At 61.3% G+C, this 24,217-nt stretch carries 21 protein-coding genes, 1 tRNA gene and 1 pseudogene; 10 read left to right on the top strand and 13 right to left on the bottom strand.

The genetic code is table 11. From position 1 onward, the window contains the following. Positions 1 to 90 precede the first annotated feature (90 nt). The 3 genes from ASE60_RS32700 to ASE60_RS32690 all read right to left on the bottom strand — a co-directional run bounded on the left by ASE60_RS32700 (position 91) and on the right by ASE60_RS32690 (position 3,215). Entirely contained in the window at positions 91 to 1,413 is a 1,323-nt protein-coding gene (locus tag ASE60_RS32700; RefSeq protein ID WP_057255863.1) for a homoserine dehydrogenase, read from the bottom strand. A 150-nt stretch (positions 1,414 to 1,563) separates the two neighbouring features. Next, on the bottom strand, positions 1,564 to 2,781 hold the full coding sequence (locus ASE60_RS32695) for an LL-diaminopimelate aminotransferase (protein WP_057255861.1): 1,218 nt from the start codon (positions 2,779 to 2,781) through the stop codon (positions 1,564 to 1,566). Positions 2,782 to 2,906: 125 nt separating this feature from the next. Further along, positions 2,907 to 3,215: a hypothetical protein gene (locus ASE60_RS32690; protein ID WP_057255859.1), complete on the bottom strand. Its 309-nt coding sequence runs from the start codon at positions 3,213 to 3,215 to the stop codon at positions 2,907 to 2,909. A gap of 108 nt (positions 3,216 to 3,323) precedes the next feature. Between ASE60_RS32690 and phaC the strand changes: the two genes are divergently transcribed. The 4 genes and pseudogenes from phaC to radC all read left to right on the top strand — a co-directional run bounded on the left by phaC (position 3,324) and on the right by radC (position 7,569). Continuing rightward, positions 3,324 to 5,174 (top strand): poly(3-hydroxyalkanoate) polymerase subunit PhaC, encoded by a 1,851-nt coding sequence (gene phaC, locus ASE60_RS32685; protein ID WP_057255856.1) that lies wholly within the window; start codon positions 3,324 to 3,326, stop codon positions 5,172 to 5,174. Between the two features lie 19 nt (positions 5,175 to 5,193). After that, complete coding sequence (sfsA, locus tag ASE60_RS32680) at positions 5,194 to 5,913, top strand: DNA/RNA nuclease SfsA (RefSeq protein ID WP_057255854.1); 720 nt, start codon at positions 5,194 to 5,196, stop codon at positions 5,911 to 5,913. A 31-nt stretch (positions 5,914 to 5,944) separates the two neighbouring features. Beyond that, on the top strand, positions 5,945 to 6,784 hold the full coding sequence (gene map, locus ASE60_RS32675) for a type I methionyl aminopeptidase (protein ID WP_057255853.1): 840 nt from the start codon (positions 5,945 to 5,947) through the stop codon (positions 6,782 to 6,784). Further along, positions 6,781 to 7,569: pseudogene (radC, locus tag ASE60_RS32670) on the top strand (DNA repair protein RadC). The gene map and the pseudogene radC overlap by 4 nt, the downstream one beginning before the upstream one ends. Positions 7,570 to 7,583: 14 nt before the next feature. Here the strand turns inward: radC and ASE60_RS32665 are convergent. Continuing rightward, the gene (locus ASE60_RS32665) at positions 7,584 to 8,627 is read right to left on the bottom strand and encodes a magnesium and cobalt transport protein CorA (protein ID WP_082616300.1); all 1,044 of its coding nucleotides are present in this window, start codon (positions 8,625 to 8,627) and stop codon (positions 7,584 to 7,586) included. A 202-nt stretch (positions 8,628 to 8,829) separates the two neighbouring features. On the opposite strand from ASE60_RS32665, the gene sthA reads away from it, so the two are divergent. Both sthA and ASE60_RS32655 read left to right on the top strand, forming a co-directional pair. Further along, positions 8,830 to 10,245 (top strand): Si-specific NAD(P)(+) transhydrogenase, encoded by a 1,416-nt coding sequence (sthA, locus tag ASE60_RS32660; RefSeq protein ID WP_057255851.1) that lies wholly within the window; start codon positions 8,830 to 8,832, stop codon positions 10,243 to 10,245. Between the two features lie 187 nt (positions 10,246 to 10,432). Next, positions 10,433 to 11,257 (top strand): endonuclease/exonuclease/phosphatase family protein, encoded by an 825-nt coding sequence (locus tag ASE60_RS32655; protein WP_057256075.1) that lies wholly within the window; start codon positions 10,433 to 10,435, stop codon positions 11,255 to 11,257. A gap of 86 nt (positions 11,258 to 11,343) precedes the next feature. On the opposite strand, the gene tig is transcribed toward ASE60_RS32655, so the two are convergent. The 4 genes from tig to ASE60_RS32635 all read right to left on the bottom strand — a co-directional run bounded on the left by tig (position 11,344) and on the right by ASE60_RS32635 (position 14,962). Then, positions 11,344 to 12,822: a trigger factor gene (gene tig / locus ASE60_RS32650; RefSeq protein ID WP_057255849.1), complete on the bottom strand. Its 1,479-nt coding sequence runs from the start codon at positions 12,820 to 12,822 to the stop codon at positions 11,344 to 11,346. A 178-nt stretch (positions 12,823 to 13,000) separates the two neighbouring features. Further along, positions 13,001 to 13,085, bottom strand: a tRNA-Leu gene (locus ASE60_RS32645). Positions 13,086 to 13,268: 183 nt separating this feature from the next. Next, positions 13,269 to 13,856 carry a GDYXXLXY domain-containing protein gene (locus ASE60_RS32640; RefSeq protein WP_057255847.1) on the bottom strand — a complete coding sequence of 196 codons (588 nt, stop codon included), beginning with the start codon at positions 13,854 to 13,856 and terminating at the stop codon, positions 13,269 to 13,271. After that, complete coding sequence (locus ASE60_RS32635) at positions 13,853 to 14,962, bottom strand: DUF2157 domain-containing protein (RefSeq protein WP_057255845.1); 1,110 nt, start codon at positions 14,960 to 14,962, stop codon at positions 13,853 to 13,855. Before ASE60_RS32635 ends, ASE60_RS32640 begins: the two co-directional genes overlap by 4 nt. Before the next feature lie 938 nt (positions 14,963 to 15,900). On the opposite strand from ASE60_RS32635, the gene ASE60_RS34295 reads away from it, so the two are divergent. From ASE60_RS34295 to trmFO, 3 genes are all read left to right on the top strand, one after another. After that, a complete protein-coding gene (locus ASE60_RS34295) occupies positions 15,901 to 16,044 on the top strand; it encodes a DUF1127 domain-containing protein (protein ID WP_065376908.1) in 144 nt (47 codons plus the stop codon). Between the two features lie 420 nt (positions 16,045 to 16,464). Beyond that, positions 16,465 to 16,608: a DUF1127 domain-containing protein gene (locus ASE60_RS36260; RefSeq protein WP_082616298.1), complete on the top strand. Its 144-nt coding sequence runs from the start codon at positions 16,465 to 16,467 to the stop codon at positions 16,606 to 16,608. A gap of 100 nt (positions 16,609 to 16,708) precedes the next feature. Next, positions 16,709 to 18,127: a methylenetetrahydrofolate--tRNA-(uracil(54)-C(5))-methyltransferase (FADH(2)-oxidizing) TrmFO gene (gene trmFO, locus ASE60_RS32630; RefSeq protein WP_057255843.1), complete on the top strand. Its 1,419-nt coding sequence runs from the start codon at positions 16,709 to 16,711 to the stop codon at positions 18,125 to 18,127. An 85-nt stretch (positions 18,128 to 18,212) separates the two neighbouring features. Here trmFO and ASE60_RS32625 read toward each other — a convergent pair whose 3' ends face one another. The 5 genes from ASE60_RS32625 to yajC all read right to left on the bottom strand — a co-directional run bounded on the left by ASE60_RS32625 (position 18,213) and on the right by yajC (position 23,030). Then, a complete protein-coding gene (locus ASE60_RS32625) occupies positions 18,213 to 18,680 on the bottom strand; it encodes a hypothetical protein (RefSeq protein ID WP_057255841.1) in 468 nt (155 codons plus the stop codon). 143 nt (positions 18,681 to 18,823) lie between these two features. After that, on the bottom strand, positions 18,824 to 19,666 hold the full coding sequence (locus ASE60_RS32620; protein ID WP_057255840.1) for a phytoene/squalene synthase family protein: 843 nt from the start codon (positions 19,664 to 19,666) through the stop codon (positions 18,824 to 18,826). 22 nt (positions 19,667 to 19,688) lie between these two features. Continuing rightward, positions 19,689 to 20,075, bottom strand: coding sequence for an Mth938-like domain-containing protein (locus tag ASE60_RS32615; protein WP_057255838.1), 387 nt, complete (start codon positions 20,073 to 20,075; stop codon positions 19,689 to 19,691). Between the two features lies 1 nt (position 20,076). Further along, positions 20,077 to 22,647 carry a protein translocase subunit SecDF gene (gene secDF, locus ASE60_RS32610; protein WP_057255836.1) on the bottom strand — a complete coding sequence of 857 codons (2,571 nt, stop codon included), beginning with the start codon at positions 22,645 to 22,647 and terminating at the stop codon, positions 20,077 to 20,079. Positions 22,648 to 22,694: 47 nt separating this feature from the next. Further along, on the bottom strand, positions 22,695 to 23,030 hold the full coding sequence (gene yajC / locus ASE60_RS32605; RefSeq protein WP_057255835.1) for a preprotein translocase subunit YajC: 336 nt from the start codon (positions 23,028 to 23,030) through the stop codon (positions 22,695 to 22,697). Positions 23,031 to 23,332: 302 nt separating this feature from the next. Between yajC and ASE60_RS32600 the strand changes: the two genes are divergently transcribed. Continuing rightward, positions 23,333 to 24,208 (top strand): ATP-binding protein, encoded by an 876-nt coding sequence (locus ASE60_RS32600; protein ID WP_057255833.1) that lies wholly within the window; start codon positions 23,333 to 23,335, stop codon positions 24,206 to 24,208. Positions 24,209 to 24,217: the final 9 nt, after the last annotated feature.

Here is a 24,217-nt window from a genome sequence, read left to right as displayed (position 1 = left end):
GGCATGCTTGCACGACGAGGCTTCCAATCTATCGGTGGCAATCCAGCGCTACGCGCCGACTTGCCTTGCTGCCTGAGGTCTATGCCGTCCTCAGTTCGCCTTCGGGCGTTCGATGCGGATGACCTGCGGTTCGCCGACGAGATAACCCTCGCCCTTGATCGCCTTGATGGCATCGCGAACGGAATGCTCCGAGGTCGCATGCGTCACCAGGATGATCGTCTGCGGCTCGCCGCCTTCCATGAGTTGCTTGGAGTGCTGCATGATCGATTCCAGCGAGATGCCGTTGTCCGCCATGCGGGTGGCGATGCTGGCGAAAACGCCGGTGCGGTCGACGACCTTCAGGCGGATGAAGTAGCCGCCTTCGTGGCTCTGGATCTGCGCGCGCTTGTAGGGAAGCAGCGCATGGGTCGGGCGGCCGAAGGCCGGAACGTGCTGGGCGCCGGGACGGCTCTTCGCAATGTCGGCGATATCGCCGAGCACCGCCGAGGCGGTTGCATTGCCGCCGGCACCGGGGCCGACCATCAGCAATTCGCCGAGAATGTCGGATTCGATTGCGACCGCATTGGTCACGCCGTCGACCTGCGCGATGACGGAATCATAGGGCACCATCGTCGGGTGGACGCGCTGCTCGATGCCGCTGTCGGTGCGCTGTGCGACGCCCAGAAGCTTGATCCGGTAACCGAGATCGGCTGCCGCATGGATGTCGTCGATCGAGATGTTGGTGATGCCTTCGAGATAGATGTCGTCGGCCGCAATCGCCGTTCCGAAGGCAAGGCTCGTGAGGATCGACAGCTTGTGCGCCGTGTCGTTGCCCTCGATGTCGAATGCGGGATCCGCTTCGGCATAGCCGAGGCGCTGCGCTTCCTTGAGGCAGGCTTCGAAGGAAAGCTCTTCCTTCTCCATCTTCGTCAGGATGTAATTGCAGGTACCGTTCATGATCCCGTAGACGCGCGAGATCGTGTTGCCGGTCATGGACTCGCGCAGAGCCTTGATGACCGGGATACCGCCGGCAACCGCCGCTTCGTAGTTAAGCAGCGCGCCCTTCTCCTCGGCGATCTTGGCGAGCTCGATGCCATGGGCAGCAAGCAGCGCCTTGTTGGCGGTCACGACATGAATGCCGCGCTCAAGCGCCGCCTTGACGGCTGAATAGGCCGGATCGCCCGAGCCGCCCATCAGCTCGACGAAGACGTCGATATCGGCGTCCCGCGCCAGCGAAACGGCATCTTCGAACCAGGTCGCCTTCGAAAGATCGACGCCGCGATCCCTGTTGCGGTCGCGCGCGGTTACGGCCGTGGTCTCGATTGCCCGCCCGCACGTTGTCGCAAGCATCTCGTGACGATCCTGGAGGATTCGCACGAGCGAGGCACCGACGGTACCTAAGCCCGCAATGCCGATTTTGAGGGCATCTGCCATAGCCATTTCCTAACATGTAGAGGGCGAGCCGCGAGAACCGCGGTGCCGGCGTGGAAGGAGGCGCACACGAAGCGCGCCGCCCGTCTTGGATCATAAGTTAAGCGGGATGCGGGCGGAAAACCGAGTACACTTTTCCTCATCCCGCTCCAATCACCTGTGCGCGTTGAGCGAGATGACGTTGTGCATCGTCTCGTCGGCGGTCGACAGGAATTTCTTGATGTTGCGCGCCGCCTGGCGAATGCGGTGTTCGTTCTCGACGAGAGCGAGACGCACGTAGTCGTCGCCCTGCTCGCCAAAGCCGATGCCCGGAGCAACTGCCACATCAGCCTTCTCGACCAGGAGCTTCGAGAACTCGAGCGAACCGAGATGACGGAACTTTTCCGGGATCTTCGCCCAGGCAAACATGGTCGCTGCCGGCGGCGGCACGTCGAAGCCGGCCTTGCCGAAGCTTTCGACCATCACGTCGCGACGGCGCTTGTAGATGTTGCGGACTTCGGCGATGTCGCTGCCGTCGCCGTTGAGCGCCTGTGTGGCGGCAACCTGGATCGGCGTGAACGCACCATAGTCGAGGTAGGACTTCACCCGCGTCAGTGCCGCGATCAGCCGCTCGTTGCCGACGGCAAAGCCCATGCGCCAGCCGGGCATCGAAAATGTCTTCGACATCGAGGTGAATTCGACCGTGCAGTCGATCGCGCCCGGAACTTCCAGGACCGACGGCGGCGGCGCGTCGTTGAAGTAGATTTCCGAATAGGCGAGATCGGAAAGCACGATAATGTCGTGCTTCTTCGCGAACGCGATTACGTCCTTGTAGAAGTCGAGCGTCGCCACCTGCGCCGTCGGGTTCGACGGATAGTTGAGGATCAGCGCCAGCGGCTTCGGGATCGAGTGCCGCACGGCGCGTTCCAGCGGCCCGAAGAACGTTTCGTCGGGTTCGACCGAGATCGAACGGATAACGCCGCCCGCCATCAGGAAGCCGAAGGCGTGGATCGGATAGGTCGGGTTGGGGCACAGGATCACGTCGCCGGGCGCGGTAATCGCCTGCGCCATGTTGGCGAAGCCTTCCTTGGAGCCAAGGGTGGCGACGACCTGCGTATCCGGGTTCAACTTGACGCCGAAGCGACGGGCGTAGTAGGCGGCCTGGGCACGACGCAGCCCGGGAATGCCCTTCGACGACGAATAACGATGCGTGCGCGGGTCCTGAACGGCCTCGCAGAGCTTGTCGACAATCGACTGCGGAGTGGGAAGATCCGGATTGCCCATGCCGAGGTCGATGATGTCAGCACCGGCCGCTCGCGCGCTTGCTTTCAAACGGTTGACCTGTTCGAAAACATAGGGCGGCAAACGCCGGACTTTGTGAAACTCTTCCATCTCCAAACCTCATTTGGCGCACGCTCCCGCCAGCGGCTCAAGCCTTGGGAAACCGTGCGCTGTGGTGAACGGCCGTCCATGCGGCCATTGAACGCTTTGCGTCCAAATCACCGGAAAGGCAAGCGCTAATTCTGGATCTCTTTCAGCGTGTCGGTACCGTGCTGTTCGGCGAGTGCACGCATTTCCTTCAGGCGCCGCTGATATTCGGCTTCCGAGATCGCGCCGGACTTGCGCGCAGCGCCAAGCGACGTCAGGCGCGCCTGCATGTCGGCCGCCTCCTCATTGGTCATCTGCGTCGTTGCGGCCGGCTTCTGGCCATAGACCGAAGGATAGTTCTCGAAGTTTGTCTTCTGACTGTTGCAGCCTGCAAGCGTACCTAGCAGAACGATCCCGGCAAGCCAGGTGATGGAACGCTGTTTTCCGACGGCAAGCATACTGAAGACGACCTCTGTTTTGACACGCGACGATGCGCTAGCCCTTGTAATCATTTTCGGGCAGAATGTAAAAATACAAAACAAACAAGATGCTGTGGAGGACGCCGGGTGACAGCAGAGAGGAAAACGGAAGGCACCGCTGGCAAGGACGGCTTCACGGGATTCGACCCCAAATCCGTCGAACCTTATATCGTCAAGGACCCGGAAAGCCTCGCCGTCAACCTCGCCCGCGCCATGGAGCAACTCGGCAAGGCAGCCTCCGCCTGGCTGGCGCCGCGTGAATCGGGGCAGAAATCGGACGTCTTCTCCGAACCCGTCACCGACATGGTGAAAACGCTCTCCAAGGTCTCCGAGTACTGGCTTTCCGATCCCCGGCGCACGCTTGAAGCGCAGACGCACCTGATGGGCAGCTTCTTCGAGATCTGGTCGCGGACGCTCCACCGCATGTCCGGCGACGTCGGAATGCCGGAGCCTGCGGCTCTCCAGCGCACTGACAAGCGCTTTACCGACGAGGATTGGGTGAAGAACCCGTTCTTCGATTTCATCCGGCAGGCCTATTTCGTCACGTCGGATTGGGCCGAGCGCATGGTCGAGGACGCCGAAGGGCTCGACGATCACACCAAGCACAAGGCGGCTTTCTACGTACGCCAGGTTTCGAGCGCGCTCTCGCCCACGAACTTCGTCACCACCAATCCGCAACTCTATCGCGAAACCGTCGCATCGAACGGCGCCAACCTCGTCAAGGGCATGCAGATGTTCGCCGAGGACGTCGCCGCCGGCCGCGGCGACCTCAAACTGCGGCAGACGGATACCAGCAAGTTCGCGATCGGCGAGAATATCGCGATCACGCCAGGCAAGGTCATCGCCCAAAGCGACGTCTGCCAGGTGCTGCAGTATGAAGCGACGACGGAGACCGTGCTGAAGCGACCGTTGCTGATCTGCCCGCCGTGGATCAACAAGTTCTACGTTCTCGATCTCAACCCGCAGAAATCCTTCATCAAATGGGCCGTCGACCAAGGGCACACGGTGTTCGTGATCTCCTGGGTGAACCCGGATGAACGGCACGCAACCAAGGACTGGGAAGCCTATGCGCGCGAAGGCATCGGCTTTGCGCTCGATACCGTCGAGCAGGCGACCGGCGAGCGCGAAGTCGATGCTATCGGCTATTGCGTCGGCGGCACCTTGCTTGCGGCGACCCTCGCGCTGCATGCCGCCGAAGGCGACGATCGCATTCGCTCCGCGACCCTCTTTACCACGCAAGTCGATTTCACCCATGCGGGCGATCTCAAGGTCTTCGTCGACGAGGAGCAGATTCGCCAGATCGAACAGAACATGAGCGTGACGGGCTATCTCGACGGCTCGAAGATGGCGACCGCCTTCAACATGCTGCGCGCCTCCGAGCTGATCTGGCCTTACTTCGTCAACAACTACCTCAAGGGGCAGGATCCCCTGCCCTTCGACCTGCTCTACTGGAATTCCGATTCGACAAGGATGCCGGCCGCCAACCACTCCTTCTATCTGCGCAATTGCTACCTCGAGAACAAACTCTCGAAGGGCGAGATGATGCTGGCGGGCCGGCAGGTGTCGCTCGGCGACGTGAAAATCCCGATCTACAATCTCGCCACCAAGGAAGACCACATCGCCCCGCCGCGGTCGGTTTTCCTCGGCAGCTCTTCCTTCGGCGGCAAGGTCACCTACGTGCTTTCCGGCTCCGGTCACATTGCCGGCGTCGTCAACCCGCCGGACAAGGGCAAGTATCAGTTCTGGACCGGAGGCGCGCCCAAGGGCGAGTTTGACGATTGGTTCAAGGCTGCGAAGGAAACGCCGGGATCCTGGTGGCCGCATTGGCACCAATGGATCGAGAAGCTCGACAAGAGACGCGTTCCGGCCCGCAAGCCCGGCGGCCCGCTGAATTCGCTCGAGGAAGCGCCGGGCTCGTACGTTCGCGCCCGGGCATGAAACAGTTGCAGGACATGTCTTGATCTTCGACCCGCCGCTCGCACAGGCAACCCTCGTGCAGCGCTACAAGCGCTTTCTCTTCGATGCGATCCAGCCCGACGGTACCGCCATGACCGGCTCCTGCCCGAACACAGGCTCGATGCGAGGCCTGACGACGCCGGGCTCGCGCATCTGGATGTCGGAACACGACAGCCCGACGCGGAAATACCGTCACATGCTCGAAATCGTCGAAGCCGACGGCACACTGGTCGGGATCAATACCGGCTTGCCGAACCGACTCGCTGAAGAAGCCATTCGACTGCGCCTCGTTTCCGATCTGCATACATATCAAGGCTTCGCGCGGGAACAGAGATACGGCCGCAATTCGCGGATCGATATCCTGCTCAGCGACGCCGATCGAGGCCTTGCCTATGTCGAGGTGAAGAACGTGCATTTCAGTCGCACGCCCGGTCTCGCGGAGTTTCCAGATAGCCCGACGGCACGCGGCGCCAAACATCTCGACGAACTCGGCGACATGATCGCAGCCGGTCACCGCGCCGTCATGATCTATCTTGTGCAGCGCGGCGACTGCGACCGTTTGAGAATCTGCCGCGATTTCGATCCGGCCTATGCGCAAGCCTTCGATCGCGCCATGGCGCGTGGGGTCGAGGCCTATGCGATCAAATGTCAGGTATCGCCGACGCAAATCCGTCCGACCGGATTGATGGCAGTGGACGAAGGCGCCCTCGCTGCTCTATGAAATCCGACTTGGAACAAATGAAAGCTTTGGAATGGTGACTTACATCGAGGCAGGGTCGGCCCCCTACAAAAACACCGGCGTTATCCGGCTCTACGCACCGGAAGATTTTGAGGGCATGCGCAAGGCCTGCCAGGTGACGGCGCGCTGCCTCGACGAACTCGTTTCGCGCGTTCAGCCGGGCGTCACGACCGACGAGATCGACCGCTTCGTCTTCGAGTTCGGCATGGACAATGGCGCCCTGCCCGCGACGCTGAACTACCGCGGCTACACGAAGTCCTCCTGTACCTCGATCAATCACGTCGTCTGTCACGGCATCCCCAACGACAAGCCGCTACGCGAGGGCGACATCGTCAATATCGACGTTACCTATGTCGTCGATGGCTGGCATGGCGACTCGAGCCGCATGTATCCGGTCGGCGAGATCAAGCGCGCGGCCGAGCGGCTGCTCGATGTCACCCATGAAAGCCTGATGCGCGGCATTGCCGCTGTACGCCCGGGTGCTCGCACCGGTGCCATCGGCGAGGCGATCCAGACCTATGCCGAAGCGGAACGTTGCTCGGTCGTGCGCGATTTCTGCGGCCACGGCGTCGGCAAGCTTTTCCACGACGCGCCGAACATCCTGCACTACGGCCGCGCCAACGAGGGCCCCGAATTGCGCGAGGGCATGATCTTCACCATCGAGCCGATGATCAATCTCGGCCGTCCGCATGTGAAGGTGCTCTCGGATGGCTGGACCGCCGTTACCCGCGACCGGTCGCTTTCGGCGCAGTACGAGCACACGGTCGGCGTGACCGCCGAGGGGTGCGAGATCTTCACGCTGTCGCCGGCCGGCCTGTTCAAGCGGGGTCCCAACAACGTCGGCGCTGCATGAAGAAGCGTCCGATCTCCCCTGAAGGCGACGAAACGCCATCGACGGACGAGAGGACGTTTTTCCCGTAATTGCAGTTGGACGGCGGACCGGCGGCCAAGAAGGCGCCGGCGCCCGAAGCGCATTATCACGGCCATCGCGATCGGCTGCGCGCGCGTTACCGCGAGCACGGCGACGCGGCGCTGGCCGACTACGAGATCCTGGAAATGCTGTTGTTTCGGCTGATCCCGCGCAAGGATACCAAGCCGATCGCCAAGGCGCTCATCAGCCGTTTCGGGACGCTTGCCGGCGTCTTCGGCGCGCCGATTGCGCTATTGCAGGAGGTGAACGGCATCGGCGAGGCCGTTGCCCTCGACCTAAAGCTGATCTCCACCATCGGCCATCGCACCCTGAAAAGCGAGCTTCGCCAGAAGCACCTTCTCTCTTCCTGGAGCGCCGTCATCGATTATTGCCACGCGGCAATGGCCTACGAAACCAAAGAGCAGTTCCGGATCCTGTTCCTCGACAAGCGCAACACGTTGATCGCCGACGAGGTGCAGCAGACCGGTACGATCGACCACACGCCTGTCTATCCGCGCGAGGTGGTCAAACGCGCACTCGAACTCTCCGCCACCGCGATCATTCTCGTGCACAACCATCCGTCCGGGGACCCGACGCCGTCGCGCGCCGATATTGACATGACCAAGCTCATCGTCGAAACGGCGAAACCGCTGGGGATCGCCGTGCACGATCACATCATCATCGGCAAGGATGGGCATGTCAGCCTGAAGGGCCTACGCCTGTTCTAACGGCGCGCCGGCTCTCACAGCCACTTCGCGCGACGGAAGAAGCGAAAGAGCGTCAGGCACAAACCGATGATCACCGCCAGCACGACGAAGTAGCCGTAGCGGAACTTCAACTCCGGCATATCGTCGAAGTTCATGCCGTAGATACCGGCTATCGCCGTCGGCACGGCAAGGATCGCGGCCCAGGACGCCAGCTTGCGCGAAATTTCCGTCTGTTCGGATTGCCCGACCATCAGGCTCGCCTCGAAGGTAAAGGCAAGCACCTCGCGCAACGCATCGATATCCTCCTGCACCCGGCGCACGTGGTCCGTCACGTCACGGAACAGCGGCTGCAGCGCCGCATCCATGCCTGGCAGATCGATGTGCTCGTGCCGGCGGCAGACATCGACGAGTGGCACCACGGCATTGCGCAACCTGAGAAGATTGCGGCGCATCAGGTAGAGTCGTTCGATGTCACCCTTGACCAGTCGCTCCCGCAACAGCCGATCTTCCAGTTCCTCCACCTCCTCATGGATCGCCTCGATGACCGGCATATAGTTGTCGACGATGAAATCGAGGATCGAATAGAGGATATAGTTTTCGCCATGGGCGAGTGCTGCCGGGGAAGATTCGCAGCGCTGACGCACCGCCATGTAGGACGTGGACGCACCGTGCCTGACCGAGACGACATAACCTCGCCCGACGAAGAGATGGGTCTCGCCGAAGGCGATCTCGTCACCAACCATGTGGGCGGTGCGCGCCACGACGAAGATCGAGTCGCCATAGATCTCTAGTTTTGGCCGCTGGTGCGCCTTGCAGGCGTCCTCAATCGCCAGGTCGTGCAGGTCGAACTCCTGCTGTATCTGGCGCAGCAGTTCCGCATCAGGCTCATGCAGCCCAATCCAGACCACCGCGCCCGGCCGCGAGCGCCATTTGCCGGCATCTTCGATGCCGATATCGCGTACCCTTACGCCGTTTTCATAGACCGCCGCCGCAACGACACCCGGCCGATGGTCCGGTTGCCGGATGACGCCCTCGTCGTCAGGCTGCGGCACCGCCCTGTTCGTCAGCTCCAATCCCATCGCCACCCTCCCAGGCAAATACGACACCGATGGGCCCGGCATGTCGTAACGAAGCCAAGCATACGCACATTCCCTTATATTCTCATCCAGCTGTTTCGGCTATGAAAACCACTTCATTAAACCGTGCCATTGACGGTATAGACGCTTGCAAGCGAGAGTTTTTGCGATGCACAACGATTCTTCCCTTCAAACGGAAATGCCCATGACTCAGTTCGATCTCATCGTCGTCGGAAGCGGGCCCGCCGGCCGCCGCGGCGCCATCCAGGCCGCCAAGCTCGGCAAGAAGGTCCTCGTCATCGAACAGGGAAAACGCGTCGGCGGCGTTTCGGTGCACACGGGCACCATCCCCTCCAAGACGCTGCGGGAGACGGCGCTCAATCTTTCCGGCTGGCGCGAGCGGGGCTTCTACGGGCGGGCCTATCGCGTCAAGCAGGAGATCAGCGCCGACGATCTCCGGCAACGGCTGATCATCACCCTCAATCACGAGGTCGAGGTCCTCGAACACCAGTTTGCCCGTAACCGCGTGCAGCAGATGCGCGGCAAGGCAAGCTTCGTCGATCCGACCACGCTCGAGGTCGTCAAGGACGACGGCGAGACCCTGCTTGTTTCAGGCACCAGCATCATGCTTGCCGTCGGCACCAAGCCTTTCCGTCCGGACTACATGCCCTTCGACGGCAAGAGCGTGCTCGACAGTGACGAACTGCTCGATATCGCAGAACTGCCGCGTTCGCTCGTCGTCATCGGCGCCGGCGTCGTCGGCATCGAATATGCGACGATCTTCAGCGCGCTCGACACGCACGTGACGGTCATCGACCCGAAGACAACGATGCTCGACTTCATCGACAAGGAGATCGTCGAGGATTTCATCTACCAGCTGCGCGATCGCAACATGAAGCTGCATCTCGGACAGAAGGCCGAGACGGTCGAGCGGCTCGACGATGGTAAGGTCCTGCTGACGCTCGACAATGGCCGCAAGATCGTCACCGACATGGTGCTTTTCGCCGCCGGACGCATGGGGGCAACCGATACGCTCAACCTGCCGGCCGCCGGGCTCGAGGCAGACAGCCGCGGGCGGCTCAAGGTCAATCCGGAGACGTTCCAGACATCGGTCCCGAACATCTATGCCGCCGGCGACGTCGTCGGATTCCCGAGCCTTGCCTCGACCTCTATGGAACAGGGCCGCATTGCGGCTCGCGTTGCTGTCGGCGCGATTGCCATGGAACCGCAGAAGTATTTCCCCTACGGCATCTACGCGGTGCCGGAAATCTCCACCTGCGGCCTTTCGGAAGAAGAGGTGAAGGAACGCGGCATCCCTTACGAATGCGGCATTGCCCGTTTTCGCGAGACCTCGCGCGGTCACATCATGGGTCTCGAATCCGGTCTTCTGAAGATGATCTTCTCGATGAAGACCCGCCGTCTCCTCGGCGTGCACATCATCGGCGAAGGCGCGACCGAGCTGGTCCACATCGGTCAGGCTGTGTTGAACCTCAAGGGCACGGTCGAGTATTTCGTCGAGAACACCTTCAACTACCCGACGCTTGCCGAAGCCTACAAGATTGCCGGCCTCGACGCCTGGAACCGCATGGGCGAGATCAAGCAGGAACTGCCGAAAGCGTAAGCCGCTAGCGACATATCTGAGCACGCATCAAACGACGACAACGGCAGTCAAAGGGATCCAATTCGATAGGTGACGAGCAATACCGCTTTGTCACCTATCGCCCAGAGCGCCGTTCAAGATTGCGTGCACGCCACCATGCCAGCGAATCGGGTAGCCTTGCCGCTCCTGATGAAGAGACATGAACGCCATGCGCATCCTTTCCCTCAATGCCTGGGGCGGCAAGCTCCATTCCCCATTGATGAGATATCTGGCGGAAGTCGACGCCGATGTCCTGTGTCTGCAGGAGATCGCGCGGTCGCCGACGACCGACGCCGAATGGCTCACCTATCGCGATACAGATGTCGAACTGCCGCAGCGCGCCAACCTCTTCGATGAGATCGCGGCAGCACTTCCTTGGCATGATGGCTGCTTCTGCCCGACGGCGCGCGGCACGCTCTTTGACGGCGACAGGCCGGTGGCCTCGGAATTTGGGCTCGCGACCTTCGTCCGACGCTCCCATTCCGTCATCGGTCAGGCGCTCGGCTTCGTGCATGGCAGCTTTTCATCCGAGGGCTGGGGGCCACATCCACGTGCCCGCAATGCCCATTGCATCCGCCTGTTCGACCATGATGCCGGCACGGCAATCACCATCGCCCAGATGCATGGCCTACGGGAGATCGGCGGCAAGAACGACACACCGGCACGGCACGCGCAGGCAGACGCGCTGGTAAACCTCATCCGTCAGGTCTGGCCGGGCGATGAGCGGCTTGTCGTGTGCGGTGACTTCAACGTGCTCCCGGACAGCGTGACCTTTCAGGTGCTCGCAGAGCTAGGGCTGACTGACCTGGTCGTTTCCCGTGGCCACACGGATACTCGGACGTCGCACTATCTGAAGGGCGGCCGCTTTGCCGATTACATGCTCGTGAGTGGCGAGGTTGATGTCGCCCGGTTCGATGTCGTCGAACGGCCGGAAGTCTCCGACCATCGCGCCCTCCTCCTGGACATCGGCCGGGCCATTTCGCCACGCCGCTGAGACGGCGACGTCACCGACGCCCCTCAAACGAAAAAAACCCTGCCGCAAGCGGCAGGGCTTTTTTGATTCCTAAGGCTTCGGTCCGATTACTCGGCGCTGTCGTCAGCGGCCTTCTTCTTGGCCGGAGCCTTCTTCTTCGGAGCGGCGGCTTCTTCGCCTTCGGCGGCTTCAGCCTTGGCAGCGGCCTTCTTCTTGGCCGGAGCCTTCTTGGCAGCCTTGCCTTCGCCCTCTTCGTCGTCAGCCGTCAGCTCTTCCTTGGAAACCGTCTTGTCGGTTACCGAGATTTCGCCGAGCAGGTGGTCGACGACCTTTTCTTCGAACAGCGGAGCGCGCAGCGAAGCGGCAGCACCGGGGGTGTTCTTGAAGTAGTCGAGGATCTGCTTTTCCTGGCCCGGGAACTGGCGGAGCTGTTCGAACAGCGAACGCTGCAGTTCGTCGTCGCTGACCTGGACGCCGGCCTTTTCGCCGATTTCCGAAAGAACCAGGCCGAGGCGAACGCGACGCTCGGCGAGCTTGCGGTATTCGGCGCGGGCTTCTTCTTCGGTGGTTTCTTCGTCAGCGAAGGTCTTGCCGGCCTGCTGCAGGTCGGTGTTGATCTGGCGCCAGATGTTTTCGAATTCGGCTTCGACGAGGCGCTCCGGCGTTTCGAACTGGTAGAGTTCGTCGAGCTGGTCGAGGATCTGACGCTTGACCTTCTGACGGGTCAGGTTGCCGTACTGGCTTTCGATCTGGCCGCGGACGATTTCCTTCAGCTTGTCAGCCGATTCGAGGCCGAGCTTGGTGGCCAGTTCGTCGTTGATTTCGATGTCCTGGGCGGCAGCGACGTCCTTGACGGTGATGTCGAAGGTCGCTTCCTTGCCGGCGAGGTTTGCGGCCGGGTAGTCAGCCGGGAAGTTGACAGTGATGGTCTTTTCGTCGCCGGCCTTCAGGCCAACGAGTTGCTCTTCGAAGCCCGGGATGAAGCGGTTGGAGCCGAGAACCAGCTCGGCGTCTTCGTCCTTGCCGCCGTCGAAGGCTACGCCGTCGACCTTGCCGAGGTAATCGATCGTGACGCGGTCGCCGTTGGCGGCCTTGCCCTTCTTCGATTCGTAGCTGCGGGCGCTTTCGGCGATCTTCAGGATCTGCTCGTTGACTTCTTCGTCAGCGATCTCGACGACTTCGCGGGTCACCTTGATGCCGCTCACGTCCTTGAGTTCGATCGCCGGGATGATTTCGTAGGCAACGGTGAACTCGAGGTCAGCTTCCGCATTGAGGATCTTGTCGGCTTCGGCCTCGTCCTCGGTCATCGCGACTTCCGGCTGGGTCGCCGACTTCTCGCCGCGGCCCGACAGGATCTCGGTCGGCTTCTCGCGGACGATCTCATTGACGAGGTCGGCCATGATCGACTTGCCATAGACCTTCTTCAGATGCGCAACCGGCACCTTGCCCGGACGGAAGCCGTTGATCTTCACACGGTCCTTCACTTCGGCCAGGCGCTCGTTCATCCGAGCTTCCATGTCCTTGGCCGGGATAACGACCTTGAGTTCGCGCTTCAGCCCTTGAGCGAGCGTTTCGATAACCTGCATGTTCAAACCTTCATTTCACGTTGACTGTGCTCTTCCCCTTCGAAAGGTCTGGCGAGCACGTGAGCCGATCCATTTGCCGGGAGTGGCTTTACGCAGTTCTGCAACCGTTTTGCAAGCAAAATGGCACTCCAGCCCCCTTCATCCTCGCAGAATCCGGACTTTAGGCGCGATCGCTGTCTGGTGCGGGTAGAGAGACTTGAACTCCCACGCCTTGCGGCACCAGAACCTAAATCTGGCGTGTCTACCAATTTCACCATACCCGCGTTCAGACAATCGCACCGCCTGACCGTATTTCCGCAAGTCCAACCAGCGGAATACCGCGGATACAATGGGCATGCTGAAAGTTCAGGGCTTTCCCGAGCGCGGCGTCTCTATATCACTCGTTTTCACGGGATCAAAGGGAAAATGCGGAATTCCACGACGGATCGGAGCGCGTTCGCGGAGCTTCAATAAAGGGGCTCTTCATAGACCGGGCTGCCATTGACCGCGATCTCGCGGATCTGTGCTCTGCCCTTGCCATCAACGCGGATGTTGACGGAGAGCGCCTCGGCATTGCGCGCCTCTTCCAATGTGCGCCCTTCGCCCTCCGGCACGTAGAAGCGCTCGATGCCATAGTCCACGGTCAAGGGTAACGGCGACGGCGACGGATAGTAGGAGAATGGAAGCGAGCGGAGCACGACGCTGTCGCCGGTCACCGGCAGCGGCTGGAACGACGCTTCTGTCGCCGTCCAGAACCCGTCTGGCTGCTTCGCCAGCCGAACATAGAGCATCACCTCGCCCGATTGTGTCGGAAGTCCACCTTTGAACAGTTCCGGCTGCAACCTTGAAATATCATAGCTCAGTATCACGTAGTCGCCTCTGAGCAGGTCGCGCGGATCGACGGGCACGGTCTTCAGAAGGACATCCCGCCCGCTTCTGAGGATCGAAGCCCTGCTTTCGATCATGTAACCGAGCGCCGCCGTCTGGACGCCGGCCACAAGCAGGGCGGCGAGCAGCGGGTTCAGCCAACGTCTGGTCGATGCACCACTGTTCATTGAGAAACCTCCGCCTGGCGCGTTCGCGCCATATGCCCCTCGATCCGAATGACCAGCCAGGCGATGCACGCGACGACCAGGCCCGAAATCAGGAAGAAGCCCGATGTGCCAAGCATCGATCCCAAGGTTTCGAAGGCGAGATAGAGAAGCTCGCCGGCAAAGGCGATGTAACCGAGATAACGCACCGCCCCGTTCTGCGCACCGGCAAGCGCAATGCCCAGGAGCGCAACCAACAGCGTGCCTGTTCCGGTCGCGACCTCCGTCGTCACCCCAACCGCCTCGTATTGAAGTCCGGTGAAACCAAGCAGGGCGAGCGCGAAGGAATAGAAAGCGGGCGCTGAACCCGCCTCGAGCGCAAGTTGGCGCACGGGCGAACCCGGCAGGGTCGCCGCCAGAAAGGCCGCAAGGCCGAGGACTGCGAGGCCGACCGCGAAAGCAAGTGACGGACTATCCAGATAAAGCCAGCCGAGCCAGGAAAGGACGAGCAGATAGGCCAGATGCCGGGCCCTGCCCGCCTCCGTGAAGCGGACCAGAAGAACGACGATCACGGCCAGAACCGGCACGGACCACAAGTGCCAGTCAGAAGCCGTGCTGAAACCATTTTCCGTCAACATGGTACCGAAATAGAACCAAGCGAGCCCGCCAGCGGCCGTTGCCATCGCTGCAGAGCGAAACGCGAGCGCCGAAAGGCAGGCGCCAACGAACCAGAGCAGCGCTGCATCCGCCGCATCGCCCGACAAATGATACATCTGCCCGATGAGCGCGATGCCGCCGCCAAAGGCCGCCGCGCCCAGAACCAGCGCCGCGGCGGCAAATGTCGTCCTGCCATTCTGGATCAGCCAGGCAGCGGCGAAGTGGAAGCCCCAGATCAAGGCGACGATGCCGGCGACGCGCGCGAGGCGCGGCAGTTCCTCCCAATTGGCGGCAACAAGCAACAGGATCGATGCGGATAACAGAAGGGCCGCCAGCATAAGCAGGACGCGCCCTGCCCGGAACGTCGACTCGCGTCCGTCATACTCGGCAAGCATGGCGCGCGCGGCATCTTCCTGCAGCAGCCCCTTGTCGATCCAGTGTTTGAAGTCTCGCTCGAGACGCGCGCGATACATCCTGCCCCCAGCCCTAAGAATCCAATGCTTGAAATGATCCCGTTGCGTCACCAGCTAACCACGTATCGGCGCGGAAACACAATCGCTCTGTCGCGACTGAGGCCCCGAGCCGAAAGAGACTGATGAACGGCTTGCGCGATGCGCATATCTTCCATGCGGATATTGCACTGCACAAATCGATTTAAAGCCCCTATATTCAAATCATCAAAGGCGAACGACGGCATGAAGCCAGACGGTCGCCGGCGGAAGCGGCCAACCGCCTCAGTTTACTGAGAAAGGCCCGGGCAAAACCCGAGAGAATTCGGTCGAGCGTACTCCTCCTCCCAACGCTCCTCCGATCAGATTGGCAACACTCCTCCTCCCAGTTGCCAATCACTTCAAATGACGCTCGCTGGACCTCCTCCCCCAGCGGGCGTTATTGTTTTCAGCCCTCCCCCAGCAAGAAAATCTCCGACTTTGCGCAATTGCACAATATTCGTGCACACTTTCTCTGTATTCGCTCGCAGCCATGCACTCGATGCATAGGTGCCATTCTGGATCAGCGCTACCCTTCCGCCCGACTCCATACTATCTTCAACTCATCGATCGGGGCGGCGCACTCCTCCTCCCAGCGCCCCTCGATTTGGATCGGCGACACTCCTCCTCCCGGTTGCCGATCAGAACAAAGCGACGCTCGCTGGATCTCCTCCCCCAGCGGGCGTTGTTTGTTTTCCGGCCCTCGATTTGGGTCGAAAGCTTCAATCATCAGAACCTGATTGCAGATGCGTTTCGAACGCCATCCGACGTCTGTCCGCCGCGCTCAGGCTTGCACGTGCTGCATGGGTGCGATGCAGCATTATCTCTGTAACTTCTGCTCAAAACGATTATATTCCAGACCATCAGATGACGGCCAGCAAGAGAGATGAGCGCTGGCACACGACCCTAGAAAGGATAGGATCATGAACCTCGCACGTTCTTTCAACAATTGGCGCAAGTATCGTCAGACCTGCAACGAACTCGGCCGCATGAGCGACCGTGAGCTGAGCGACCTCGGCATCGGCCGCGGCGACATCCCCTACGTTGCTCGCCAGGCGATCAAGTAATTCAGGCTGCGCTTCAAGCGCGACCGACCTCCAGTAAACGCCCTCCGGTTCATTCCGGGGGGCGTTTTCTTTTGCCTCTTGCTCTGGCGTCACCGCCGCCCTTTCGCACGTGCGAAATGCTGTAGCCCACCTCGCCGGCGAGCAGCGAGCACCACCCTCGTGCCACGCATTGCAACCGCTCGCGCTCCAATTCCAAAAACATATGAAAAACAAAACACTAGAGCGTAGTGATCCGCATTTTAATCAATCGTTAATTGATGCCACCTTTTGAAGCGGTGCCCATCTATGCGGCGATGCACTGCACAAATGCATAGCAGCTGCATTTTCTTTGCACTCCACCTTCTAATTAGACAAGCGTATAAGAACCTCAACGACGCAGACAGATGGCTGTCGCGACAAACCGATCTTGAGGAAAAAGTCATGAACCCGATTCGTATCGCAAAAAGCTGGATCAACTACCGCCGCACCGTCAGCGAGCTCGGCAACCTGTCGAACCACGCTCTCAGTGATATCGGCATCACCCGCTACGATATCCGCAACATTGCGGCCCGTTCCTTCCGTTAATCTCAACGGTTCGAACTGACTTCCAAAACGGCGCCCTCCGGGCGCCGTTTTCGTTTATTGACATTGGAACGAAGGGCCGAGCCGTGATAGGAAGCCGCCCATGAGCAAAGACACCTCTTCCCATTCTCCCATCCATGTCGTCGGCGGCGGCCTTGCCGGTTCGGAGGCTGCCTGGCAGATCGCCGAGGCCGGAGTCCCGGTCATACTGCACGAGATGCGCGGCGTGCGCGGCACCGATGCGCACAAGACGGACGGTCTCGCCGAACTCGTCTGTTCCAACTCGTTCCGCTCGGATGATGCGACCAGCAATGCGGTCGGCGTTCTGCATGCGGAAATGCGCCTTGCCGGCTCGCTGATCATGAAGTCCGCCGATGCCAACCAGGTTCCGGCCGGCGGCGCGCTCGCCGTCGATCGCGATGGATTCTCTGACGCCGTCAGCGCTGCGATTGCGGCCCATCCGCTGATCACGGTCGTGCGCGAAGAAATCACCGGCCTACCGCCGAGGGAATGGGACCTCGCGGTCATCGCGACCGGCCCTTTGACGGCACCCGATCTTGCAGAAGCCATCCGCACGGAAACGGGCGCCGATGCGCTCGCTTTCTTCGACGCCATCGCGCCGATCGTCTACACCGAGACGATCGACATGGACGTCTGCTGGTACCAGTCGCGTTACGACAAGGTCGGCCCCGGCGGCACCGGCAAAGACTACATCAACTGCCCGATGACCGAGGAGCAGTACAACGCCTTCGTCGACGCGCTGATCGCCGGCGACAAGACCGGCTTCAAGGAATGGGAAGGTACGCCCTATTTCGATGGCTGCCTGCCGATCGAGGTCATGGCCGAACGCGGCCGCGAGACGCTGCGTCACGGGCCGATGAAGCCGATGGGCCTCACCAATGCCCATAACCCCACGGTCAAGCCCTATGCCGTCGTGCAGCTGCGCCAGGACAACGCGCTTGGCACGCTCTACAACATGGTCGGCTTCCAGACGAAACTGAAATACGGCGCCCAGGCGGAAGTCTTCCGGATGATCCCGGGCCTGGAGAATGCCGAATTTGCACGCCTCGGCGGCCTGCACCGCAACACCTACATCAATTCGCCGACGCTGCTCGACCGAACGCTGACGCTGAAGTCGCGCCCGGGCCTGCGCTTTGCCGGTCAGATCACCGGCTGCGAAGGATACGTGGAGAGCGCCAGCATCGGCCTGCTCGCCGGGCGCTTCGCCGCCGCTGAGCGCAAGGGCGCGACTTTGGCCGCACCGCCAGCGACCACCGCCTTCGGCGCGCTGCTGAACCATATCACCGGCGGGCACATCGTTTCCGACGATGAGCCGGGCAAACGTTCGTTCCAGCCGATGAACGTCAATTTCGGCCTGTTCCCGCCGCTCGATCCGGGAGCAATCACCAAGCCGGAGGGCGCCAAGCGCTTCCGTGGCAAGGAAAAGGCCGCTGCCAAGAAGCAGGCAACGGCGTCGCGTGCGCTCGCAGATTGCGCCGCATGGCTCGGCAAGTCCGCCTGACGGCGAATATGAGACCAGAACAACGAAACGGCCCGCTCGTGATACCGCCAGCGGGCCGTTTCTTTTGAATGGAACTGTGAAGTCGCTACTCGCTCGACTGCGCTGCAGGGGACAGTTCCGAGTTGGGCTGCGTGAATTCCGATTTCGGGTTGAAACTGCCGAGCAGCCAGAGAGAAACTTCCGCCGCCTCGCCGGCGTTCTGGAACTCGAAGGCATTGTCCAGATAGGCAAAGTCGGGGAAATGCACGATCAGCCCACGGCCGGTCTCAGAGCTGTTCACCCGGACCTTTCCAGGCTGGATGACGTGGCAGACATAGTGCGTGCCATGCGATTGGATGAAGCCCGCCTTGCCGTCGTGCAGCCTCAGGAAGATCGCCTTCCGATCCGCGGTGGAATGCAGTGCCCGGATCGCCTCATCCGGAAATGCGCGCCCGAATTCCACCATCGCAGAACCTGCATCGGGATTGTCCCAATCCCGCTCGGCACGAGCGTTCATCCACATGTAGAATGCGCCGGCCAGAACAATGACGGCGATGAGCAATAACCAAAGCATCCGCGGGCGCTCCCCTTCGCTCGGCATGACGCCGATAAACCGCTTCTATAGACTACGAGGCTTGTGCCAATTTGGCGTCCCGTCGGGCGCGCCGACGCGGAACGCATCGGGTTCTTAACAAGTAGCGCGTCTGCTTTGCCGCCCTAGAAGCGACGCCGCCGAGCGGCGCGCCACATCCACCATTGCCGCCGCCATTGCGCCGGCCGGATGGGTGTCTTTAAAAGTCCAGCGCCAGCCGCCTCGGCGCGATCGAAGATCGGCTCGGCCAGCGCGAGCGGCACGAACGCCGGAAAATTCGACGGCGAGATCGCCGCCATCTGAGCCCGTGCCTTGGCCAGATGATCCCGCCCGAACCCAGAAAATGCCCTAATCGCCCGGCCGATACCGTCGCTGTCTTTGCCGGCAATAAGCGTTTCCCGATCAAGGCCGGTCGCGCGCAGCAGTTCTGCCGGCAAATAGACCTGGCCGCGTCTCAGATGCAGCGGCAACAGCATCAGGAGGCCGGCGACAGTCTGCGCCACACCGGCGTGACCAGCGGCTTCCGCCGATTTGGCCGCATTCTGCGGGTCGAGCACCAGCGACGAGAGCTGGATCAAGGCCGAAGCGGTCTCGCCGGCATAACCTTCGAGCGCCGAGCGGTCTTCCAAGGGGTCGTCATAGAGATCGAAGATCCGGGCATCGATCATGTTCTGCAGGACCGAGACCGGCAGCCTGTGCTCGCGAATGCACTGCAGAAGCGCTTCGGCGAGCGGATGCCCCTCACCGGAGGCTGCATCGTTGCCGATGAGATCGCGCCACCACTGCATGCGGATTTCGCCTGGAATCGGCTCATGCACGAGATCGCGAATTCGCGCGATTTCCGCGTTGAACGCATAGAGTGCCGCGAGCGAGCGCTGCTTGTCGGCGGGGGCAAGCAGGCAGGCGAGATAGCGGTCGCGGTCCGTATCCCTGAGGTCGGCCAGGATCTGAGCGGAAATATCTTGCACGTCGTCTTCCCCGAATGCCCGATCAGACAGCGATCAGCGCGACGGCGACAGCACGCGATTCGGCCAGCATCACATTGTAGGTGCGAACCGCAGCCCCGGTGCTCATCGGATCCGACGATACATTGACGGCACGCAGCGCGGCCTTCAGGTCTGCGGGCAGCGGGCGGATGTCCTTACCGGTGCCAACCAGCAGTACTTCGATGTCTTTCGCCTCATCGATGACCCTGAGGAATTTCTCGACGGCCAGGGGATCGCCTTCGGCCACGTCCCACGCATAGACGCCCGAGGGCAGCATCAGGATCGAGCCGCGATGCGACATGTCCGCAAAGCGAAAGCCGCCGTTGCCATAGGCATCGATCGGTGCGCGGCCCGGAAAATGCGCTTCGCGAATTTCAATACCCTTGGGCATTTCAAACTGTACCCTTTGCCGCGCCGGCAGCACCCGTATCCGCGCCGGACGCGTTTTCGTCCCCCGGAATGTGGTCGGTCCGCTTCCCGAAGAGGATGAGGATCGGGCCGGCGATATAGATAGAGGAGATCGTCCCGGCGACGACACCAAACAGCATGGTGATGCTGAATGAGCGAATGAGGCCGCCGCCGAAGAGATAGAGCGCGGCGAGCGCCAGAATGGTCGTCAGCGCCGTCAGGATCGTGCGCGAGAGTGTCTGGTTGATCGACGTATCGATCAGCACCGAAAGCGGCATGCGGCGATAGCGGCCGAGATTCTCGCGAATGCGATCGTAGATCACAACTGTATCGTTCAACGAGTAGCCGACGATGGTGAGAACGGCGGCGATACTGCCGAGATTGAACTCGATGCCCGTCAGCACCAGGAACCCAATCGTCAGCAGCACGTCGTGCACGGTTGCGATAATCGCACCGACGGCAAAGCGCCACTCGAAACGCAGCCAGACATAGAGCAGGATCGCCACGAAGGAGATTGCGAGCCCAAGCGTTCCCGCGCGCGTCAGCTCGCTCGAAACAACCGGGCCAACCACTTCGACGCGGCGGAAGTCGTATTCGTCGGCCAGCTCCGTCCTGATGACGCTGGCTGCGGTCTGCTCGGCATTGTCGCCCGCTTCTTGAGACGGAACCCGCACCAGCACATCCTCGCCCGAGCCCAGTTGCTGGACCTGGACCTCGCCAAAGTTCAGCTCGTCGAGGCGGGTGCGGAGGTCGGCAACGTCGACGGGACCGCCCTTGGAGTGCAGCTCGATGATCGAGCCGCCCTTGAAGTCCACACCCAGATTGAGCCCGATACCCGCAAGCAGGAGCACCGAGGCCGCCGACAAGGCGGCCATCAGGATGAACACCGGATTACGGATCCGCATAAAACGGATGTCCAGATCGCTGAAGCGCCCGGTTCGAATGCCCTTCGGCAGGCGTTCCGACTTCCACTGCCGGAGCCAACGCTTCACGATCAGACGGGTCACCGTATAGGCGGTGAAAAGCGTCGTGACGCTGCCGATCGCGAGAGTGACGGCGAAACCGCGCACTGGCCCGGAACCGAGGTAGAACAGGATGGCGCTGGCGATCAGCATCGTCAGGTTGGCGTCGAAAATGCTGCTGAAGACGCGAGAGAAGGCGTTGTTGATCGTGCGGAGCAAGGGCTCGCCACCACGAACCTCCTCGCGAAGGCGCTCGTAGATCAACACGTTCGAATCGACCGCGACGCCGATCGTCAGGATGATGCCGGCAATCCCCGGCAGGGTCAGCGTCGCCCCCGACACGGAAAGCGTCGCAAGGATCAAGACAATATTCAAGGCGAGCGCGATGATGGCAAAGACACCGAAAACGCCGTAGAAGAAGATCATCGAGGCGGCGACGGCGATCGCCGCGACAAAGCCGGCCTTGAGGCCATAGGCAATCGCGTCGTCACCGACACCAGGGCCGACCGTCCGCTCCTCGACGAAAGTCAGCGGTGTTGGGAGCGGTCCGGTCCTGATGAGAGCGGCGAGATCCGCAGCAGAGTCGGCCGGAAGCTCGGCAGAAATGCGCGCCGTGTCGCCTTTGACGGCTTCCGAAAGCTTGGGCGTTGCGGCAACCTGGCCATCAAGAACGATCGCAATCTTCGCCTCCGGCTGCTGCGCCGTGACGGCGGTAACCCGCTGCTGCGCGGCCGCCTCGAGCTTGACCGCGACCGACGCCGTATCGGCGCCGGCATCTGCTTCCGGCTGCGCGGCGACAAAACTGGCCGCCGCCAGCAATGGTTCCTTCTGGACCAGATAGGGAACCGGCGGATCGTCATAGGAATAGAGGACTTCTGCGCCCGCTGGCACCTGGCCATCGACGGCTCGCTCAACCGGCACGGACGTATCCAGCAATCTGAAAGTCAGATGTGCGCTTTGGCTGAGCAGATCTTTCAGTCGTTGCGGGTCGTCGAGCCCCGGCACCTGGACGATAAGCCGATCTTCGCCACGGCGCTGGATCAGCGGCTCCAGAACGCCAACTTCAGCGACGCGGCGACGCACCACATCGATCGATTGCGCAAGGGCCAGTGACAGCCGGTAGTCGATGCCTTCGTCGGTCAGGCGCAGACGGACGAGTTCATCCTCGTCGGCGCTGTCAAACACAACTTCGGAAATCGACCCGGAGCCAAATCCGCCGGCATCGACCGGCGCCGTCAGTGTCTTCAGCTTATCGCGAGCGGCGGGGAGTTGCGCACGGTCCCGAACCCGGAACGAAATCGACTGACCTTCGCCCGATAGGCCGATATAGGCGATATCGGCATCGCGCAAGGACTTGCCGACTTCGCTGGCCACCGCTTCGAGCCTCTCGGCGACGATGTCGCTGCGCGCGGCCCGCAGCATGAAGTGCGAGCCTCCCTGGAGATCAAGGCCGAGCGCCACCTGGCGATGCGGCAGCCAGGACGGTAATCCGGCTGCCTCTTCACGGCTCAGAACATTCGGCAACGCACAGGCGATGCCGGCGAGTGCCACCAACCAAACGAGGATACGTTTCAACGGCGGAAATCTGCGCATGCCTCAAACGCTCCAGTTGCTCGTCGGATGGTGGCTGTCCGCGTCCCTTATTCTTTCACAGGTTCGCCTTTGACGCGAACTTCAGATACGCCACTGCGAACGACGCGGATCTTCACGCCTTCGGCAATTTCGACTTCGAGTTCGTTGTCATCGACGACCTTCGTAACCTTGCCGACGATGCCGCCGCCGGTCACCACCTGATCACCGCGACGGATGTTCTTCAACAGCTCCTCGCGGCGCTTCATCTGGGCGCGCTGCGGACGGATGATCAGGAAATACATGACAACAAAGATCAGCAGGAACGGCAGGATGGACATGAGAATGTCCGCGCCGCCGGTGGAAGGGGCACCGGCTGTCTGCGCAAAAGCTTCGGTAATGAACATCGATCACTCCTTGAGTTCAAATATCGGCGGTTCCTCCGCACCAAATCGGCCGGAATATAGGGGCGCGCGGCCGCTCTGCAAAGCGGCGGCACCCTTACCCGTTCCTGTGCCTCTGACACAATTTGGACAAGAGGAGAACCCCCCGCACGGGGCTCTGCGGCCTTTTCCAGCGCAAACCTGCGTGCTACCGGGTGTCTGTTAACGGTAGCGTCGCAATTGCGGGGCAATCGCGTGCCGTTCCTGGCGCCCCGTTTTCATTGTAGCGCGACCAAATGATTGATTCAGTTGTTGGAGATAGACATATGCCGGAAGCAAAGATCGACGTTCTCATCAGGGAAATGCAGAAGCTTTCCGCGGCGATCGAGCGCATGGCCGGTCCAGCCGCAGCAAGCAATGACTGGGACGGCGCCGAATGCTTCGTCTGGGCTCCAGCCACACATCACCTGCAACCGGTTGCCAAGCCCAACCGTATCGAGTTGTCGCTGATATCAGGAGTGGATCACGTCCGTGACATCCTGCTCGACAACACGCTGCGCTTCGCCGAAGGTTTTCCTGCCAACAACGTTCTCCTGTGGGGCGCCCGTGGCATGGGCAAGTCTTCGCTGGTGAAATCCGTGCATGCGCAGGTCGCTCGCGATACCGGCGTCGCGGTCAAGCTCGTCGAGGTGCATCGGGAGGACATCGCCACCCTGCCCGCCCTGATGGACATCCTCAAGACCGCACCGGTGCCCGTGATCGTCTTCTGCGACGACCTGTCGTTTGATCATGACGACACGTCCTACAAATCGCTGAAGGCCGTACTCGACGGTGGCGTCGAAGGTCGGCCGTCGAACGTGCTGCTCTACGCGACATCGAACCGGCGCCATCTGCTGCCGCGCCACATGATGGAAAACGAGCAGTCGACCGCCATCAATCCTTCCGAAGCGGTCGAGGAAAAGGTGTCGCTGTCCGACCGCTTCGGGCTGTGGCTTGGCTTCCACAAATGTAGCCAGGAAGACTACCTTGCCATGGTCGATGGCTATGCAAAGCATTACGGCTTTGCGGTCGAGGCCGAGACCCTGCATGCGGAAGCGCTCGAATGGGCGACGACCCGCGGCGCAAGGTCCGGCCGCGTCGCCTGGCAATTCATTCAGGATCTTGCCGGACGCATGCGCCATCGACTGGACGCATGGGCCTAGCGATCGGAT

The organism is Ensifer sp. Root278 (assembly GCF_001429285.1).
Classification (GTDB): Bacteria; Pseudomonadota; Alphaproteobacteria; order Rhizobiales; family Rhizobiaceae; genus Ensifer.
The sequence above is the reverse complement of the archived record's forward strand: the minus strand, read 5'-3'. Positions and strand labels throughout refer to the sequence as shown.

Excerpts from the sequence above, each read along its gene's own strand:
- ASE60_RS32700 (WP_057255863.1), bottom strand. The coding sequence starts at position 1,413 with ATGGCAGATGCCCTCAAAATCGGCATTGCGGGCTTAGGTACCGTCGGT.
- ASE60_RS32695 (WP_057255861.1), bottom strand. The coding sequence starts at position 2,781 with ATGGAAGAGTTTCACAAAGTCCGGCGTTTGCCGCCCTATGTTTTCGAA.
- ASE60_RS32690 (WP_057255859.1), bottom strand. The coding sequence starts at position 3,215 with ATGCTTGCCGTCGGAAAACAGCGTTCCATCACCTGGCTTGCCGGGATC.
- map (WP_057255853.1), top strand. The coding sequence starts at position 5,945 with ATGGTGACTTACATCGAGGCAGGGTCGGCCCCCTACAAAAACACCGGC.
- ASE60_RS32665 (WP_082616300.1), bottom strand. The coding sequence starts at position 8,627 with ATGGGATTGGAGCTGACGAACAGGGCGGTGCCGCAGCCTGACGACGAG.
- sthA (WP_057255851.1), top strand. The coding sequence starts at position 8,830 with ATGACTCAGTTCGATCTCATCGTCGTCGGAAGCGGGCCCGCCGGCCGC.
- ASE60_RS32655 (WP_057256075.1), top strand. The coding sequence starts at position 10,433 with ATGCGCATCCTTTCCCTCAATGCCTGGGGCGGCAAGCTCCATTCCCCA.
- tig (WP_057255849.1), bottom strand. The coding sequence starts at position 12,822 with ATGCAGGTTATCGAAACGCTCGCTCAAGGGCTGAAGCGCGAACTCAAG.
- ASE60_RS32640 (WP_057255847.1), bottom strand. The coding sequence starts at position 13,856 with ATGAACAGTGGTGCATCGACCAGACGTTGGCTGAACCCGCTGCTCGCC.
- ASE60_RS32635 (WP_057255845.1), bottom strand. The coding sequence starts at position 14,962 with ATGTATCGCGCGCGTCTCGAGCGAGACTTCAAACACTGGATCGACAAG.
- ASE60_RS34295 (WP_065376908.1), top strand. The coding sequence starts at position 15,901 with ATGAACCTCGCACGTTCTTTCAACAATTGGCGCAAGTATCGTCAGACC.
- ASE60_RS36260 (WP_082616298.1), top strand. The coding sequence starts at position 16,465 with ATGAACCCGATTCGTATCGCAAAAAGCTGGATCAACTACCGCCGCACC.
- trmFO (WP_057255843.1), top strand. The coding sequence starts at position 16,709 with ATGAGCAAAGACACCTCTTCCCATTCTCCCATCCATGTCGTCGGCGGC.
- ASE60_RS32625 (WP_057255841.1), bottom strand. The coding sequence starts at position 18,680 with ATGCTTTGGTTATTGCTCATCGCCGTCATTGTTCTGGCCGGCGCATTC.
- ASE60_RS32615 (WP_057255838.1), bottom strand. The coding sequence starts at position 20,075 with ATGCCCAAGGGTATTGAAATTCGCGAAGCGCATTTTCCGGGCCGCGCA.
- secDF (WP_057255836.1), bottom strand. The coding sequence starts at position 22,647 with ATGCGCAGATTTCCGCCGTTGAAACGTATCCTCGTTTGGTTGGTGGCA.
- yajC (WP_057255835.1), bottom strand. The coding sequence starts at position 23,030 with ATGTTCATTACCGAAGCTTTTGCGCAGACAGCCGGTGCCCCTTCCACC.
- ASE60_RS32600 (WP_057255833.1), top strand. The coding sequence starts at position 23,333 with ATGCCGGAAGCAAAGATCGACGTTCTCATCAGGGAAATGCAGAAGCTT.